This is a genomic window from Novosphingobium resinovorum (assembly GCF_036352595.1).
Lineage (GTDB): Bacteria > Pseudomonadota > Alphaproteobacteria > Sphingomonadales > Sphingomonadaceae > Novosphingobium > Novosphingobium resinovorum_B.
In genome coordinates this window covers 137,280-150,935 of record NZ_JAZFAX010000003.1, presented here as the reverse complement: position 1 = coordinate 150,935, position 13,656 = coordinate 137,280, and the positions used below count along the sequence as shown (strand labels likewise).

General features: G+C 68.7%; 11 protein-coding genes. 9 read left to right on the top strand and 2 right to left on the bottom strand.

The window, feature by feature from the left end; translation table 11 throughout:
• The first annotated feature begins 7 nt into the window (after positions 1-7).
• From dld to V2S85_RS04935, 3 genes are read left to right on the top strand one after another with little or no spacing between them, the layout of a single operon-like run.
• Positions 8-1,687: a D-lactate dehydrogenase gene (dld, locus tag V2S85_RS04945; RefSeq protein ID WP_330701757.1), complete on the top strand. Its 1,680-nt coding sequence runs from the start codon at positions 8-10 to the stop codon at positions 1,685-1,687.
• The gene (locus V2S85_RS04940; protein ID WP_330701756.1) at positions 1,684-2,553 is read left to right on the top strand and encodes a BadF/BadG/BcrA/BcrD ATPase family protein; all 870 of its coding nucleotides are present in this window, start codon (positions 1,684-1,686) and stop codon (positions 2,551-2,553) included. The genes dld and V2S85_RS04940 overlap by 4 nt, the downstream gene beginning before the upstream one ends.
• Complete coding sequence (locus V2S85_RS04935) at positions 2,546-3,184, top strand: NeuD/PglB/VioB family sugar acetyltransferase (protein ID WP_330701755.1); 639 nt, start codon at positions 2,546-2,548, stop codon at positions 3,182-3,184. The genes V2S85_RS04940 and V2S85_RS04935 overlap by 8 nt, the downstream gene beginning before the upstream one ends.
• A gap of 1,186 nt (positions 3,185-4,370) precedes the next feature.
• Here the strand turns inward: V2S85_RS04935 and V2S85_RS04930 are convergent.
• Both V2S85_RS04930 and V2S85_RS04925 read right to left on the bottom strand, forming a co-directional pair.
• Positions 4,371-5,750: a sensor histidine kinase gene (locus tag V2S85_RS04930; protein WP_330701754.1), complete on the bottom strand. Its 1,380-nt coding sequence runs from the start codon at positions 5,748-5,750 to the stop codon at positions 4,371-4,373.
• A 115-nt stretch (positions 5,751-5,865) separates the two neighbouring features.
• Positions 5,866-6,531, bottom strand: a complete 666-nt coding sequence (locus tag V2S85_RS04925) for a response regulator transcription factor (protein WP_330701855.1) — start codon at positions 6,529-6,531, stop codon at positions 5,866-5,868.
• Positions 6,532-6,641: 110 nt separating this feature from the next.
• On the opposite strand from V2S85_RS04925, the gene V2S85_RS04920 reads away from it, so the two are divergent.
• From V2S85_RS04920 to V2S85_RS04895, 6 genes are all read left to right on the top strand, one after another.
• Entirely contained in the window at positions 6,642-7,739 is a 1,098-nt protein-coding gene (locus V2S85_RS04920; RefSeq protein WP_330701753.1) for an ABC transporter substrate-binding protein, read from the top strand.
• Positions 7,736-9,220: an OprO/OprP family phosphate-selective porin gene (locus tag V2S85_RS04915; RefSeq protein WP_330701752.1), complete on the top strand. Its 1,485-nt coding sequence runs from the start codon at positions 7,736-7,738 to the stop codon at positions 9,218-9,220. Before V2S85_RS04920 ends, V2S85_RS04915 begins: the two co-directional genes overlap by 4 nt.
• Before the next feature lie 41 nt (positions 9,221-9,261).
• Positions 9,262-10,563 (top strand): CitMHS family transporter, encoded by a 1,302-nt coding sequence (locus V2S85_RS04910; RefSeq protein WP_330701751.1) that lies wholly within the window; start codon positions 9,262-9,264, stop codon positions 10,561-10,563.
• A gap of 282 nt (positions 10,564-10,845) precedes the next feature.
• A complete protein-coding gene (locus V2S85_RS04905) occupies positions 10,846-11,919 on the top strand; it encodes an AbrB family transcriptional regulator (RefSeq protein WP_330701750.1) in 1,074 nt (357 codons plus the stop codon).
• Complete coding sequence (locus V2S85_RS04900) at positions 11,912-12,982, top strand: biotin carboxylase (RefSeq protein ID WP_330701749.1); 1,071 nt, start codon at positions 11,912-11,914, stop codon at positions 12,980-12,982. Before V2S85_RS04905 ends, V2S85_RS04900 begins: the two co-directional genes overlap by 8 nt.
• Complete coding sequence (locus V2S85_RS04895) at positions 12,979-13,632, top strand: YjbE family putative metal transport protein (RefSeq protein WP_330701748.1); 654 nt, start codon at positions 12,979-12,981, stop codon at positions 13,630-13,632. Before V2S85_RS04900 ends, V2S85_RS04895 begins: the two co-directional genes overlap by 4 nt.
• The last annotated feature ends 24 nt before the right edge of the window (positions 13,633-13,656 follow it).

Sequence of the window (13,656 nt, the reverse complement as noted above, 5' to 3'; positions counted from 1 at the left end):
CCAGCCGATGAGCACCGCCGCCTTCCTCGCCGCGCTGCGCGATGCCGCCGGGCGGCGCCATGTGCTGACCTCGGCGCGGGCCACGGCGCGCTATCGCAAGGGCTTCCGCACCGGCGACGGCCCGGCGCTGGCGGTGGTGCGGCCCGGCAGCTTGCGCGAATTCTGGGAGATCGCGAAGCTCTGCGTCGCGGCGGACGTCTCGATCATCGTGCAGGCCTCGAACACCGGCCTGACGGGCGGCTCGACGCCCGATGGCGCGGACTATCCCGGCGGCCTCGTCATCATCAGCACCACGCGGCTGGACAGCCTGAAGGTCATTCGCGGCGGCGCGCAAGTGCTGGCGATGCCCGGCGCCACACTCAACGGGCTGGAACAGGCGCTGCGGCCCTACGGCCGGGAGCCGCATTCGGTGATCGGCTCCTCCTGCCTCGGGGCCTCCGTCATCGGCGGGGTCTGCAACAATTCGGGCGGCTCGCTGGTCCGGCGCGGCCCGGCCTTCACCGAACTGGCGCTCTATGCGCAGGTCCAGCCGGACGGCACGCTGCGCCTCGTCAACCACCTCGGCATTGTGCTGGGCGAGACGGCGGAGGAAGTGCTCCACCGTCTCGACACCGGCGACTACAGCGACGCCGACATCGATGCCGCCGAGGACCGCCGCGCCCACGATCACGACTATGCCGCGCACGTCCGCGACATCGACAGCGCCACCCCCGCCCGGTTCAACGCCGACCCGCGCTGCCTGTTCGAAGCCGCCGGAAGCGCGGGCAAGCTGATCGTCTTCGCGGTGCGCCTCGACACCTTCGCGCGCGAGGAGGAGACCGCCACCTTCTACCTCGGCGCCGCCACGCCCGAACCGCTGACGCAGCTGCGCCGCACGATGCTGCGCGATTTTGCCGCGCCGCCGATCGCGGGCGAATACATGCACGCCGACGCCTTCGACGTCGCCGACCGCTACGGCCGCGACATGTTCGTCGCCATCGAGAAGCTGGGCACTGACCGCCTCCCCGCCCTCTTCGCCGCCAAGGCGCGCTTTGACGGCGTGTTCGGTGAAGGCGTCAGCGACCGGCTGATGCAGCGGGCCGGACGCCTGCTGCCCGACCACCTGCCCCCGCGCATGCGCGAATACCGCAGGCGCTTCGAGCACCACCTGATCCTCAAGGTCTCGCGCGATCAGGCCGCCGACACCCGCGCGCTCCTCGCCCGCCTGTTCCCCGACGCCCACTTCGAATGCAGCGCTAAGGAGGCCGCCAAGGCCTTCCTCCACCGCTTCGTCGCGGCGGGCGCGGCGGTACGCTACCGCGCCGTCCACCGCGATCAGGTGGAGGACATCGTCGCGCTCGACGTCGCGCTACCGCGCAATACCCGGCAATGGCGCGAAGAACTGCCGCAGGACTTGTCCGCGCGCTGCGTTCACACGCTCTACTACGGGCACTTCTTCTGCCAGGTGTTCCATCAGGACTACATCGTGCGGAAGGGCACCGATCCGCTCGCCTTCGAGCATGCGCTGTGGGCGCTGCTCGACGCGCGCGGGGCGCAGTATCCGGCCGAGCACAACGTCGGCCACCTCTACGTCGCGAAGCCGGAGCTGGCGGATTTCTACCGCAGCATCGACCCGCGCAACCAACTCAACCCCGGCATCGGCCATACCCCCAAGGGCCGTGACTGGACGCAAGGAACCCCCGCATGACCTACTACCTCGGCATCGACGCAGGCGGCAGCAATTGCCGGGCGCGGCTCATCAATGCTGCGGGCGACGTGATCGGCGAGGGCCGCTCGGGCACCGCCAACGCGCGCATCGGCATGGAAGCGCTCTATGAAACGCTGAAGGACACCGCCGATCAGGCGGCGGCGCAGGCGGGCCTCACCGCGGCGCAGCGCGCGACCATCCACGCCGGCATGGGCATCGCCGGCATCACCCGCCCCGGCGTGCGCGAGGCGCTGGCGGAACTGGACTTCGGCTTCGCCTCCGCCGCCTACGCCACCGACGCGCAGATCGCCAACCTCGGCGCCCACGGCGGGCAGGACGGCGCCATCCTCATCATCGGCACCGGCAGCGCCGCGCAGCTGCGCGTGGAGGGCCGCGAGTTCACCATCGGCGGCTACGGCTTCCCGATCTCCGACGAGGGCAGCGGCGCCGCGCTCGGCCTCTCCGCGATGCGCCACGCCCTGCGCGCGCTCGACGGCCGCACCCGGAAGACCCCGCTGAGCGCCGCCGTCACCGAACGCTTCGAGCACGACACCGCACAGGCCATCGCCTGGATGGACCACGCAAGCCCGCGCGACTACGGCACGTTCGCACCGCTGGTGATGGACTATGCCGAGGCCGACGACGCCATCGCCCGCTCGATCGTGGAGAACGCCGCCGGGCACATCGAGCGCTTCATCGAGACCATCTTCGAGCGCGGCGCCACCCGCTGCACCCTCGTCGGCGGCCTTGCCCCGCGCATGAAGCCGTGGCTGCGCAACCGCACGGTCGAACGGCTGAGCGAGGCCATGGGCGATTCGCTCGACGGCGCGCTGAGGCTGGCGGGGTATGTGCCGCAAGGTGCCTGATCTCGAACTCGTCCCCGAACTCGTAATAGTTGCGGGGGCGAGCGGCCAGCATGCCGCCGTGGTCTACGAAGCCGCCGTGCTGTCCGGCATGCGCGTGGCCGGGTTCGTGACGATGAAGGACGAAGCCCCGGCCGAACTGCTCGACTGCCCGCCGCTCGGGCCGCTGGAGGCATGCGCGATTTCCGGGCGACGGTTCGTGGTCGCCTGCGGAGACAATGCCCTGCGCCGCGACCTGACCGCACGGCTGGAGGCGAAGGGCGCGCCTTTCGCGGCGGTCGTGCATCCTTGCGCGATCGTCTCGCCCAGTGCGCGGGTGGCGGCGGGCGCGGTGGTCCTCGCGGGCGCCATCATCGGCCCGCGCGCCGCGATCGGGGCGGGCGCGATCGTCAATCACGCGAGCGTCGTGGACCATGACTGCACGGTCGATGCCTTCGCCAACATCTGCCCCGGCGTGCGCCTGGCAGGCTGCGTGAGCGTGGAAGCGGGCGCCTTCGTCGGCCTCGGCGCGGCGGTGATCCCGGGCCTGCGGATCGGCCGCGAGGCGGTGGTCGGTGCGGGCGCGGTGGTGATCCGCGACGTCGCGGCGGGCGTCACGGTCGCAGGCGTGCCAGCGAAGGTGCTGCGAGGGTGATGGCGAAGGAAGCCGTCATTGCCCGGAAGTGAAGAAAAGCAGAAAGAATGGTTCACGCAGAGGCGCGGAGACTCGGAGGATAAGCGCTTGCGGCGAGGCTGCGTATCGCTTCGAGGCTGCGGTTTACTTGTAGGTGGATAATGAAATGACCCTGCGGCTCGGAGCGACGCCTCTGCGTGAAAAATTCTTCTTTGTTCCGAGCAGTTCGGCCAATGTCCGCTCGTGGGTGGGGGAGGCGGAACTGTCCCGAGGGGCTTCGTCATCCTGAACTTGTTTCAGGATCCATCGGGCAGTTGGTGCCGGCACGTCGTATCGCAAACCGCCATCTCGGTTTGCTGATCGGGAACCTGAGCTACCGACTTGATGGACCCTGAAACAAGTTCAGGGTGACGGCGGATTTGGGTGGTTAGTTGCCGTTGCGAAGCTCGAACTTTGCAGAGAATTTCCGCCCGCGAAGAGGGCAACCGCGACTAACAGAAGACACGACTCTCCATCGGGTTACATAGTCGACGAGCGCAGCGCCCCTGTCGTCCGCAAGATTTGACGAGCAGCCGTTCAGATGGCCGCCTCCTGCAATCCTGCAAGTTACAAGAACGTCAGCTTCGGGAAAAGGATCACGGTCTCGATCCGGCAACGATGGCATCGTTGGCCGTACCAATTTGACGTCATTGGGGCTGAAGGCGAGTGGACATTCAGCTGCCGCCGCAAAGGTTGGGAACAGAATGACAGGTAGAAAAGCAGCTATCCCGCGCATGGGGAAAGCTTAAGCCCAAGAATGAACGACCGCAATGTGCGTGTCCGGTCAGGCTGCATTTCCTCCCGAGCGGCGAGCACCGGACGGACGGCTATAGAGCGCAGTGCTCGTCGGCCGTAATGGCGAAAACGGGTGGGAAGCTGTCGTCAGTTCCTCCCCGGCACGGGGAGGGGGACCACCCGCAGGGTGGTGGAGGGGCACCCTCGGTTTGCATGCCATCGCGTTGATACGCTTCCCAATGCCCGCCGATCGAGGTCTGGCGATCCACCGCGTGCCCCTCCACCATGCTTCGCATGGTCCCCCTCCCCCAAGGGGGAGGAAGGGGCGTAACCGGAACAGCGGCAATTGTCTTCGCTGAGCGGCGAACTCGCGTCTTCCCCTCCATCTGCCGGGCGCGCAATTGCCGCAAGCCAGGTTAAGCGTCGCCCGCGCTCACCCCGCCGCGAACGTCACCGTCACCCGCAAGCCCGGCTCCCCGTCGCCGAGTTCCAGCTGCGCGCCCATGCGCTCCACCGTCGAGCGGACGATCGCGAGGCCGAGGCCGCTGCCGGGCGGGCCCTGTTCGCCCTGCAGGCGGGCGAAGCGTGACATCGCGAGGTCGCGCTGGTCGGCCGGGATGCCGGGGCCGGTATCGGCGACGGTGAGGCGGATCGCGCCGTCCGCCGCTTCCAGCTCGATCTGCGCTACGCCGCCGGGGCGGTTGTAGCGGATCGCGTTGTCGACGAGGTTCGACAGCATCTCGAACACCAGCGTGCGGTGGCCCTTGATCCGGTAAGGTTCCTGCCCGCCTGCCTCATCGGGACATTCCAGCCGGAGGTCGACGTCGGCCTCGATCGCCTGCCGGATGCGGCGCGAGATGACGTGGCGGCTCAGTTCCCTGAGGTCGATCTCGTGGTCGGGCGGCAGCACGCCCGCCTCGTCGGCGCGGGCGAGCGTGAGGAGCTGGGTCAGCAGGCGTTCGAGGCGATCGGTCGCCTCCTCGATCTCGTGCAGCGCCTCTCCGGAGCCGCGCCGCGCCAGCGCGAGCTGCACCTTGAGCACCGAGAGCGGCGTGCGCATCTGGTGCGAGGCGTCGGCGGTGAAACGGCGCATGCCGGTGGTGGCATCGTCCAGCCGCGCCAGCAGCCGGTCGAACGAGCGCGACAGCGGACGCAGCTCGCTGGGCAGCGGGCCGGTGTGCAGGGGCGAGAGGTCGGGCGCGGCGCGGGTGTCGCGCGCCTCGATCACGCGGCGCAGGTCCGACAGCGGGCGCAGGCTCCACCCCAGCGCCGGGCGGATCAGCAGCATCACGATGCCCACCAGCACGCATTCGCCGATCAGCAGCGCCAGCATCAGCCGGTCGCGCAGGGTGCGGCGGTTCTGCAACGTCTCGGCCACCTGCACCACCACCGGCGCGGCGATGCGCGGCAGGTTGCGGCGGATCTCGGCGATGCGGATGCGCTGGCCGCGAAAGTCGGCGAAGCGAAAGCGCGGCTCCTCGGTCGAGAGCGCGGCGATGTCGGGCGCGGGCAGGTCGGCATAGCCGGTGAGCAGGGTCTGCCCCACGGCGATGCGGTAGTAGACGTTGTCGCGCTCACCGTTCTCCAGCATCCCGAAGGCGGCGGGCGGCAGGTCGAGGGTGACTTCGCCGCGCTCTACCTGCACGGTCTCGGCGATGGCCCCCAGCGCGCCGCCGAGCACGCGGTCGTTGGTGCGGCGCACGACGTCGGAGATCAGCGCCCAGCCCAGCAGGCCGAGCACCAGCGCCAGCACCGCCAGCGGCCCGACCACCGCCACCAGCAGGCGATGACGCAGCGAGACGGCGCGCTTCATGGAGTTGCTTCGAGAGGCCGCGCCAGGCCCTCCGACAAGCTCAGGGTGCGCGGGGTTGGTGTAGCCTTTCCACTCCCGCTCAGGCTGAGCTTGTCGAAGCCCCCGCGTGCAAACGTCATGCCCGGTCCAGCATGTAGCCGACCCCGCGCACGGTGCGGATCGCCGGGCCATCGGGCGCGAGCTTGCTGCGCAGGCGGGTGACGTTGACCTCCAGCGCATTGGAGCCGACCGGATCGTCGAAACCGAAGACTTCGGCCTGCAGCGTCTCGCGCGTGACGATCTGGCCGGCGCGCGCCGCCAGCGCCTCCAGCACCGCCCATTCGCGGCGGCGCAGTTCGACGAGGCGGCCGGCCACCTCGACGCGCCCCGTGGAGCGGTTCACCGTCATCGTCCCGATCGCGATCTCGGGCGCGGCATCGCCCCCCCGGCGGCGGCTGAGCGCGCGCACGCGGGCCTCCAGTTCCTCCACCTCGAAGGGCTTGCGCAAATAGTCGTCGGCGCCGAGGTCGAGCCCGCGCACCCGGTCGTCGAGCCCGTCACGGGCGGTCAGCATCAAGACCTGCGCCTGGTCGCCGCGCGCGCGCAGGCGGGCGAGCACCTGGAAGCCGTCGATGTCGGGCAGGCCGACGTCGAGGATCACCAGCGAGTACGGTTCCGTGGCCGAAACCGACAGCGCCTCCTCCCCGCCCGCGACGTGATCGACCGCGTGCCCCGCCGCGCGCAGCAGCGAGCCGATCCCGCGCGCGAGGGCGGCGTCGTCCTCGACGATCAGGATGCGCATGACGGGATTCTCATCGGCAAAACTCATGAAAGGTCAGTGACAGGTTGAAAACGTAGATCATCGAGCGCTGCTTATCCGAACATAGAGGCGGAAAGCGAGAGGAGTCGAAAATGCGTTTCATCAACCCCCTACTGGCAATGACGGTCCTTCTGGCCGGACCCGCGGTCGCGCAGGGGTCCGGCGTGCCGCAGCGGCCGGCAGGGTATCCGCGCAGCTACGACACGCTGATCGCGGACGCCCGGGCCGAGGGCAAGGTGCGCATCTACGCCAATGCCGACCGCGCCGAGATGGTGCCGGTGGTGGCACAGTTCAAACGGCTGTTCCCCGGCGTGGCGGTCTATTACGCCGACCTCGGCTCGACCGAGATGTACCAGCGCTACACCCGCGAGACGCGCAGCCGGCAGTATTCGGCGGACATCGTGTGGTCCTCGGCGATGGACCAGCAGATCAAGCTCATCAACGACGGTTACGCGCAGCAGTACGCCAGCCCCGAGAAGCCCGCCCTGCCCGAGACGGCGGTGTGGAAGAACATGGGCTACGGCGTCACCGCCGAGCCGATCGGCTTCGTCTACAATCGCAAAATGGTGCGCGACGCCCTCGCCCCGCGCACGCACCAGGAACTGGAGCAGCTCCTGCGCCGCCGCCGCGTGGAGTTCACCGGCAAGGTGGCGACCTTCGACGCCGCGCGCTCCAACACCGGTTATCTCTATCTCTCTCAGGACTTCCTGGCCACGCGCGACACCCGCTCGCTGGTCGAGGCGATCGGCGCGACGCGCCCGGTACTGGAGACCAGCACCCAGCCGATGCTGGCGGGCGTAGCCTCGGGCAAGCTGGCGATCGCCTACAACGTCATCGGTTCCTACGCGCTGGAGCAGGCGCGGCGCAATCCGCAGATCGGCGTGGTGTTTCCCAAGGACTACACGCTCGTCACCTCGCGCATCGCCTTCATCGGGCGTGATGCGCGCCATCCGGCGGCGGCGCGGCTGTTCCTCGATTTCCTTCTTTCGCGCGCCGGGCAGGCCCAGCTTGCCCGGCACAGTCTGTGGCCGGTGCGCACCGACGTACCCGCCCGCCGCCTACCCGCCCAGCAGACGCGCGTCGTGCGCGTCGGCCCCCAACTTCTCGTCAATCTGGATCACCTGACCCGGCAGCGATTCCTGCGTGAATGGAACGCTGCCTTGGTCACAGGGAGAGAACAAAAACCATGACCCGTACTCTGATGACCGGCGCGGCATTCCTTGCGCTGGCAGTTGCCAACCCCGCGCTGGCACAGGCGCCGACGCGCGACGAACTCGCCGATCTGGTGCGCGCGCAGGCCGCCGAGATCGCCTCGCTGCGCCGGCGCGTCGATGCGCTGGAAGCCACCCGCACCGCTGCAGCAGCGCCGCAGCAAAACGCTCCCGTAGTCGCCGCCGCCGAACCCGAGCAGGTCGCGCCGACCGTGCTCTCGACCCAGCCCTATGCGGCGCAGCTGCTTCCCCCCGGCCCCGCCGAGCGCGACATCGAGCGCGTGCGCGCCACCGCCGTCGCCGCGACGGACGTGACGACCGAATGGGGCCAGGGCCTGCCGGTATTCCACTCGGGCGACGGCACCTTCAGCTTCAAGCCGCGCGGCCGCATCATCACCGATGTCAGCACCACCCGTGGCTCGAAGTACGACGGCCGCAACCTGACGACCACCGGCATGCGCGCGCTGCGCATGGGCCTCGAAGGCACCGTCGGCAGCCACTTGTTCTACCAGTTCGAAAGCGATTTCTCCGAGAACGCGGTCGATGTCGTCACCGCCTTCATCGGCTGGAAGAACAAGATCGCGCCCGGCCTCGACTATGACGTGCGCGTCGGCCACTTGTTCAACGATCGCAGCTTCGAAGGCTCGACCGGTTCGGACTCGACCCCGTTCGCCGAACGCACCGTGGTCGCCACCGCGATCATCCCGCAGCGCGCCTTCTATGGCCTTGGCATCATGCCGCGCCTGTTCTGGAAGACCGGCCACGCCTCGCTCACCGTCACCGGCGACCGCATCGACGGCGACCAGTCCACCTCGGATAACCGCACCGTGATCGCCCGCGCCCACTGGAACCCGATCAAGAGCCCGCGTCAGGTGCTCCACCTCGGCATCTGGGGCTTCGACGAGCACCTCCAGCCGGGCAAGAACTCGCTGGGCCGGAGCACCGTCATCGGCGGCCGCTTCAACGGCGCGCTGCGCCTGTCGACCGGCGACATCATCGGCGGCACCGGCACCACCGGCTACGGCGCGGAACTCGGCGGCTACACCGGCCCGCTATGGGTCATGGCCGAGGCGGGCGAACGCCACGCGCGGCTCGACAACGGACGCCCGGACTTCGTCACGCAGGCGTGGAGCGTCTCGGGCGGCTTCTTCATCACCGGCGACCTGCCGCCCTACAACCCGCGCCTCGGCAGCTTCGGCCAGCCCAAGGTGCTGCGCCCCGTCTTCGACGGCGGCCCGGGCGCGATCGAGTTGACCGCGCGCTACGAGAACCTGGAATTCAAGGACATCGCCACGCCCGCGCAAGGCTGGGCGGCGACGCTGGGCGCGAACTGGTATCTCAACAGCTTCGTGCGCTTCCAGGTCAACGCGATCCACTGGAACACCGAGAACACCGCCGGAATCTACACCGGCAAGGATGACGGCGAGACGCTCACCGCGCGCGTCGGCGTCACCTTCTAAGCCTTTCCCTTTCAAACCATGACCAGAACCGGGGACCAACAATGAGTCTCGCCCTTATCGGCTTCCTGATGGTGGCCACCTTCATGACGCTCATCATGACCAAGCGGATGACCCCGCTGGTCGCGCTGAGCGTCGTGCCCACCCTCTTCGCCCTCGTCGCCGGCTTCCATGCTGGCCTCGGCGACATGATGATCGACGGCGTCAAGAACCTCGCGCCCACCGGCGTCATGCTGCTGTTCGCGATCCTGTTCTTCAGCACGATGACCGACACCGGCCTGTTCGACCCGCTGGTCGGCAAGCTGATCCGGCTGGTCCATGGCGACCCGATGCTGATCCTGATCGGCTCGGTGGTGCTCTGCGCCCTCGTCAGCCTCGATGGCGACGGCTCGACCACCTACATCATCACGATGGCCGCCATGCTGCCGCTCTACAAGCGCTACGACATGAACCGCCTCTACCTCGTCTGCCTGCTGATGGTGACGAGCGGCGTGATGAACCTGACGCCGTGGGGCGGGCCGACGGCGCGCGCCGCCAGCGCCCTGAAGCTCGATCCCGCCGCGCTGTTCCTGCCGCTGATCCCCGGCATGATCGCGGGCCTCGCGTTCCTGATCGCGATGGCCATCTACTTCGGCCGCAAGGAACGCCGCCGCATCGGCAAGGTGGAGAACCTCGCCGCGCTGGAGGCCAGCGACCTCGCCGTCTCGCAGTGGCCCGAAGCGCGCCGCCCGAAGATGATCTGGTTCAACGGCGCGCTCGTCGTCGCCCTGCTGGTGCTGCTGGTCTGGGGCGTGCTGCCGCTGCCGATCCTGATGATGCTGGCCTTCGCCATCTCGATGATCGCCAACTACCCCGACACCAAGTCGCAGAAGGAGCGCATCAGCGCGCATGCGGGCAACGTCCTTTCGGTCGTCTCGCTGATCTTCGCGGCGGGCATCTTCACCGGCATCCTGTCGGGCACCGGCATGGTCGAGGCGATGAGCAAGGAAGTCGTCGGCCTGATCCCGCCGGTCCTCGGCCCCTACATGGCGCCGATCACCGCGCTCATCAGCCTGCCGGGCACGTTCTTCATCTCGAACGACGCCTTCTACTTCGGCATGCTGCCGATCCTCGCCGAAGCCGGCGCCCACTACGGCGTCGAGCCGATGGCGATCGCCCGCGCCTCGCTGATGGGCCAGCCGGTCCACCTGCTGAGCCCGCTGGTGCCCTCGACCTACCTGCTGGTGAGCCTTGCCGGTGTCGATCTGGCCGATCACCAGAAGTTCACGCTGGTCCCGGCGGCGCTGTGCTGCCTCGTCATGACCGTGGTGGGCATGGCGGTGTTGGCCTTCCCGTTCGTTGGCTAATCATGCCCCTCGCGCGCCCGACCTCTCCCCACACGCCCCGTCACCCTGAACTCGTTTCAGGGTCCATCGGGCCGCGTGGGCCGGAGCGTCGGGCCGCAGACCGCCGGTTCCACTGGCAAAACGACCCTTCGGCGCAAACCGGGGGATGGACCCTGAAACAAGTTCAGGGTGACGATGGATGTACTTCAAAGTGATCTCTCCCCTTCGTCATTGCGAGCATAGCGAAGCAATCCAGGGTGGCCTCATGCCGCGCTGGATTGCCGCGCCCCTGCGGGGCTCGCAATGACGGTGCGGGGGATCATCGGTGACGCCGGGACGCTGGGCGTCATCCTGCGCTTCCTCGCCGCACTCACCGTCGGCGCGTGCGGCGGCGTTCTGTTCTGGTCGATCCATGCCCCGCTGCCGTGGGTGCTGGGATCGATGACCGCATGCGCCGCGGGCAGCATCGCGCGCCTGCCGATCGCGGCGAACTCCGCCACCCGCAGGCCCATGTCCGCCGTGCTCGGCGTCGTGCTCGGCAGCGCGTTCCACCCCGGCATCGCTGCGCAGGCCGCGCAGTGGATCGTCCCGATCGCACTGCTACCGCTGTTCCTGACGAGCGCCGCCATCGCCTGCGTCTTCTATTTCCGCAAAATCGCAAAGTTCGATCCGCCCACCGCCTACTTCGCCGGAATGCCCGGTGGCATCGCCGAGATGGTCGTCCTCGGCTCCGAGCGCGGCGCCGATGAGCGCATGATCGGCCTGATCCACGGCGCGCGGATCTTCCTCGTCGTCTTCATCCTGCCTTTCCTCATCCGCCTGTTCGAGGCGGAGACCGGCCACGCCCCACTTCCTCCCCAGGTTTCGGGTGTGGCCGACTGGACCCTGCTGCCATGGGCACTGGGCTGCATGATCGTGGGCAGCGTAATCGGCCGCGCGCTGAAACTGCCCGCGTGGCACCTGATGGGGCCGCTGTTCGTCAGCGCCGCCGTCCACCTGACGGGCCTCAGCGACTTCCACATTCCGGCATGGGCCATCGCCGCAGCACAAGTTGGCCTCGGCGCGACGATCGGCTGCCGCTTCGTCGGGCTGGACCTGCCGACGCTGTTGCGCACGCTGATGCTGGCGGCGGGATCGACCGCGATCCTGCTGGTCATAACCTTCGTCTGGGCATTCGGCATCGGCTGGGGTACCGGACTGGACCCGGCGCTGCTGACGCTGGCCTACTCGCCGGGCGGCGTGGCGGAGATGAGCATGGTGGCCCTCAGCCTCGCGCTGGAGGCCAGCTTCGTGGTCGTCCACCACCTCGTCCGCGTGGTGTTGGTCATCATCGGCGCGCCCGCCGCCTTCAAGTTGATGAGAAGCCGAGATGCCTGATCCCTTCGCCGAGAAAATCGCCATTCTCTATCAGGCAATCGAGCCGCCGGTGATCGACGGCCAGCGCAAGGACGCAAAGCCCGGCGGCTATTCCGACAGCGGCGCCGACATGGGTGTAGCGCTGCGTTCGGTCGGCTGCACGCTGGTGACCCCAGTAGCCGATCCCGATCCCACATCCGTGTTCGACTGGGTCTGGCCCGACACGCCCGAAGGCATCGACGCCGCGCTGGCCGCTGGCGCGACGCTGCTCTGGGCCAACACCGTTGTCTTCGACGGCCACCCGATCGAAGCTGCCAGCCGCCGCGCTTGGGTGGTCAGCGCCGACCCGCGCACGATGCAGGAAGTGGACGACAAGGCCGCCACCAACGCCCGCCTCGCCGCCGAGGGCCTGCCCGTCGCCGGTTCCTGGGTGGTCGACGGCGCCGCGCCCGATATCGAGGCGCAACTTGCCGCCTTCACCGGGCACCTCCCGCTGGTGGTCAAGCCTTTGCGAGGGCGCGGCAGTCAGGGCGTCAGCGTCGCGCGCAGCCGCGAAGAGATGATCGCAAGCACCCGCGCCATCGTCGCAGGCGGCAAGTTCGGCACCGCGATCATGATCGAGCAGTTCCTGCCGGGTCAGGAAATCACCATCACCATCATGCCCTCAGCCGCCCGCAACGGCGCAACCGGCCCCTTCACCCTCCCCCCCGTCCGCCGCTTCGACCAGCACGACGACGTCGCTCCCTACAACGGCGATGTCCCAGTCAGCACCAACAGCGCCGCGATGACGGGAGAGGAATGCGCCGACCCGGCCATCGTCGCCGTCATTGCCGCCTGCGAACGCGCGGCGCAGATCATCGGCATCCGCACCCCGATGCGGATCGACTGCCGCCAGGACGTGACCGGCGCCTACCTGCTGTTCGACGTCAACATCAAACCCAACCTCACCGGCGCGGGCCGACCCGGCCGCGAGCATGAGGACAGCCTTTCCACCATCGCCGCCGCCGCTATCGGCTGGCGCTACGCAGACCTCCTCGTCGCCGCCATCCGCGGCGCATGGACCAACAGGGACGACACTCCATGACTGACCTCTGGCAGCACATCGTTGCCGACTTCTCCAACATAACCAGCCCCGCCGCGCTGTCCGCCTTCGGGCAGGTGGTGCTGATCGACATCATGCTGGCCGCCGACAACGCGATCGTCGTCGGCGCCCTCGCCGCCGGGCTTCCCGCCGCGATGCGCCGCAAGGTCATCATGATCGGCGTGCTCGCCGCGCTGGTCCTGCGCGTGGTCTTCGCGCTGATGGTCAGCCAGCTGATGCAGATCGTCGGCCTCGTCTTCGCGGGCGGGCTGCTGCTCGTCTGGGTGGCATGGAAGATGTGGCGCGAACTGCGCGAAGACCCTTCCGACGACGAACCCGACAGCGCGCTCGCCAAGGCCGCCCCGCGCAGCTTCGCAGGCGCCGCATGGGCCGTCGCCGTCGCCGACGTCAGCATGAGCATCGACAACGTGCTCGCCGTGGCGGGCGCCGCGCGCGATCATCCCGGCATCCTCGCGGTCGGCCTGATCCTGTCGGTCGCGCTGATGGGCGTCGCCGCCAACGTGCTGGCGCGCGTGATCGAGCGCTATCGCTGGATCGCCTACATCGGTCTCGCGGTGATCCTGTGGGTCGCGGGCAAGATGATCTGGGAGGGTCTCGTCGATCCTTCGCGCGGGATCATCGCCCTGTTCTGATCGACCCTTCCGAGCCCGCTGGGG

Excerpts from the sequence above, each read along its gene's own strand:
- dld (WP_330701757.1), top strand. The coding sequence starts at position 8 with ATGAGCACCGCCGCCTTCCTCGCCGCGCTGCGCGATGCCGCCGGGCGG.
- V2S85_RS04940 (WP_330701756.1), top strand. The coding sequence starts at position 1,684 with ATGACCTACTACCTCGGCATCGACGCAGGCGGCAGCAATTGCCGGGCG.
- V2S85_RS04930 (WP_330701754.1), bottom strand. The coding sequence starts at position 5,750 with ATGAAGCGCGCCGTCTCGCTGCGTCATCGCCTGCTGGTGGCGGTGGTC.
- V2S85_RS04925 (WP_330701855.1), bottom strand. The coding sequence starts at position 6,531 with ATGCGCATCCTGATCGTCGAGGACGACGCCGCCCTCGCGCGCGGGATC.
- V2S85_RS04920 (WP_330701753.1), top strand. The coding sequence starts at position 6,642 with ATGCGTTTCATCAACCCCCTACTGGCAATGACGGTCCTTCTGGCCGGA.
- V2S85_RS04915 (WP_330701752.1), top strand. The coding sequence starts at position 7,736 with ATGACCCGTACTCTGATGACCGGCGCGGCATTCCTTGCGCTGGCAGTT.
- V2S85_RS04910 (WP_330701751.1), top strand. The coding sequence starts at position 9,262 with ATGAGTCTCGCCCTTATCGGCTTCCTGATGGTGGCCACCTTCATGACG.
- V2S85_RS04905 (WP_330701750.1), top strand. The coding sequence starts at position 10,846 with ATGACGGTGCGGGGGATCATCGGTGACGCCGGGACGCTGGGCGTCATC.
- V2S85_RS04900 (WP_330701749.1), top strand. The coding sequence starts at position 11,912 with ATGCCTGATCCCTTCGCCGAGAAAATCGCCATTCTCTATCAGGCAATC.
- V2S85_RS04895 (WP_330701748.1), top strand. The coding sequence starts at position 12,979 with ATGACTGACCTCTGGCAGCACATCGTTGCCGACTTCTCCAACATAACC.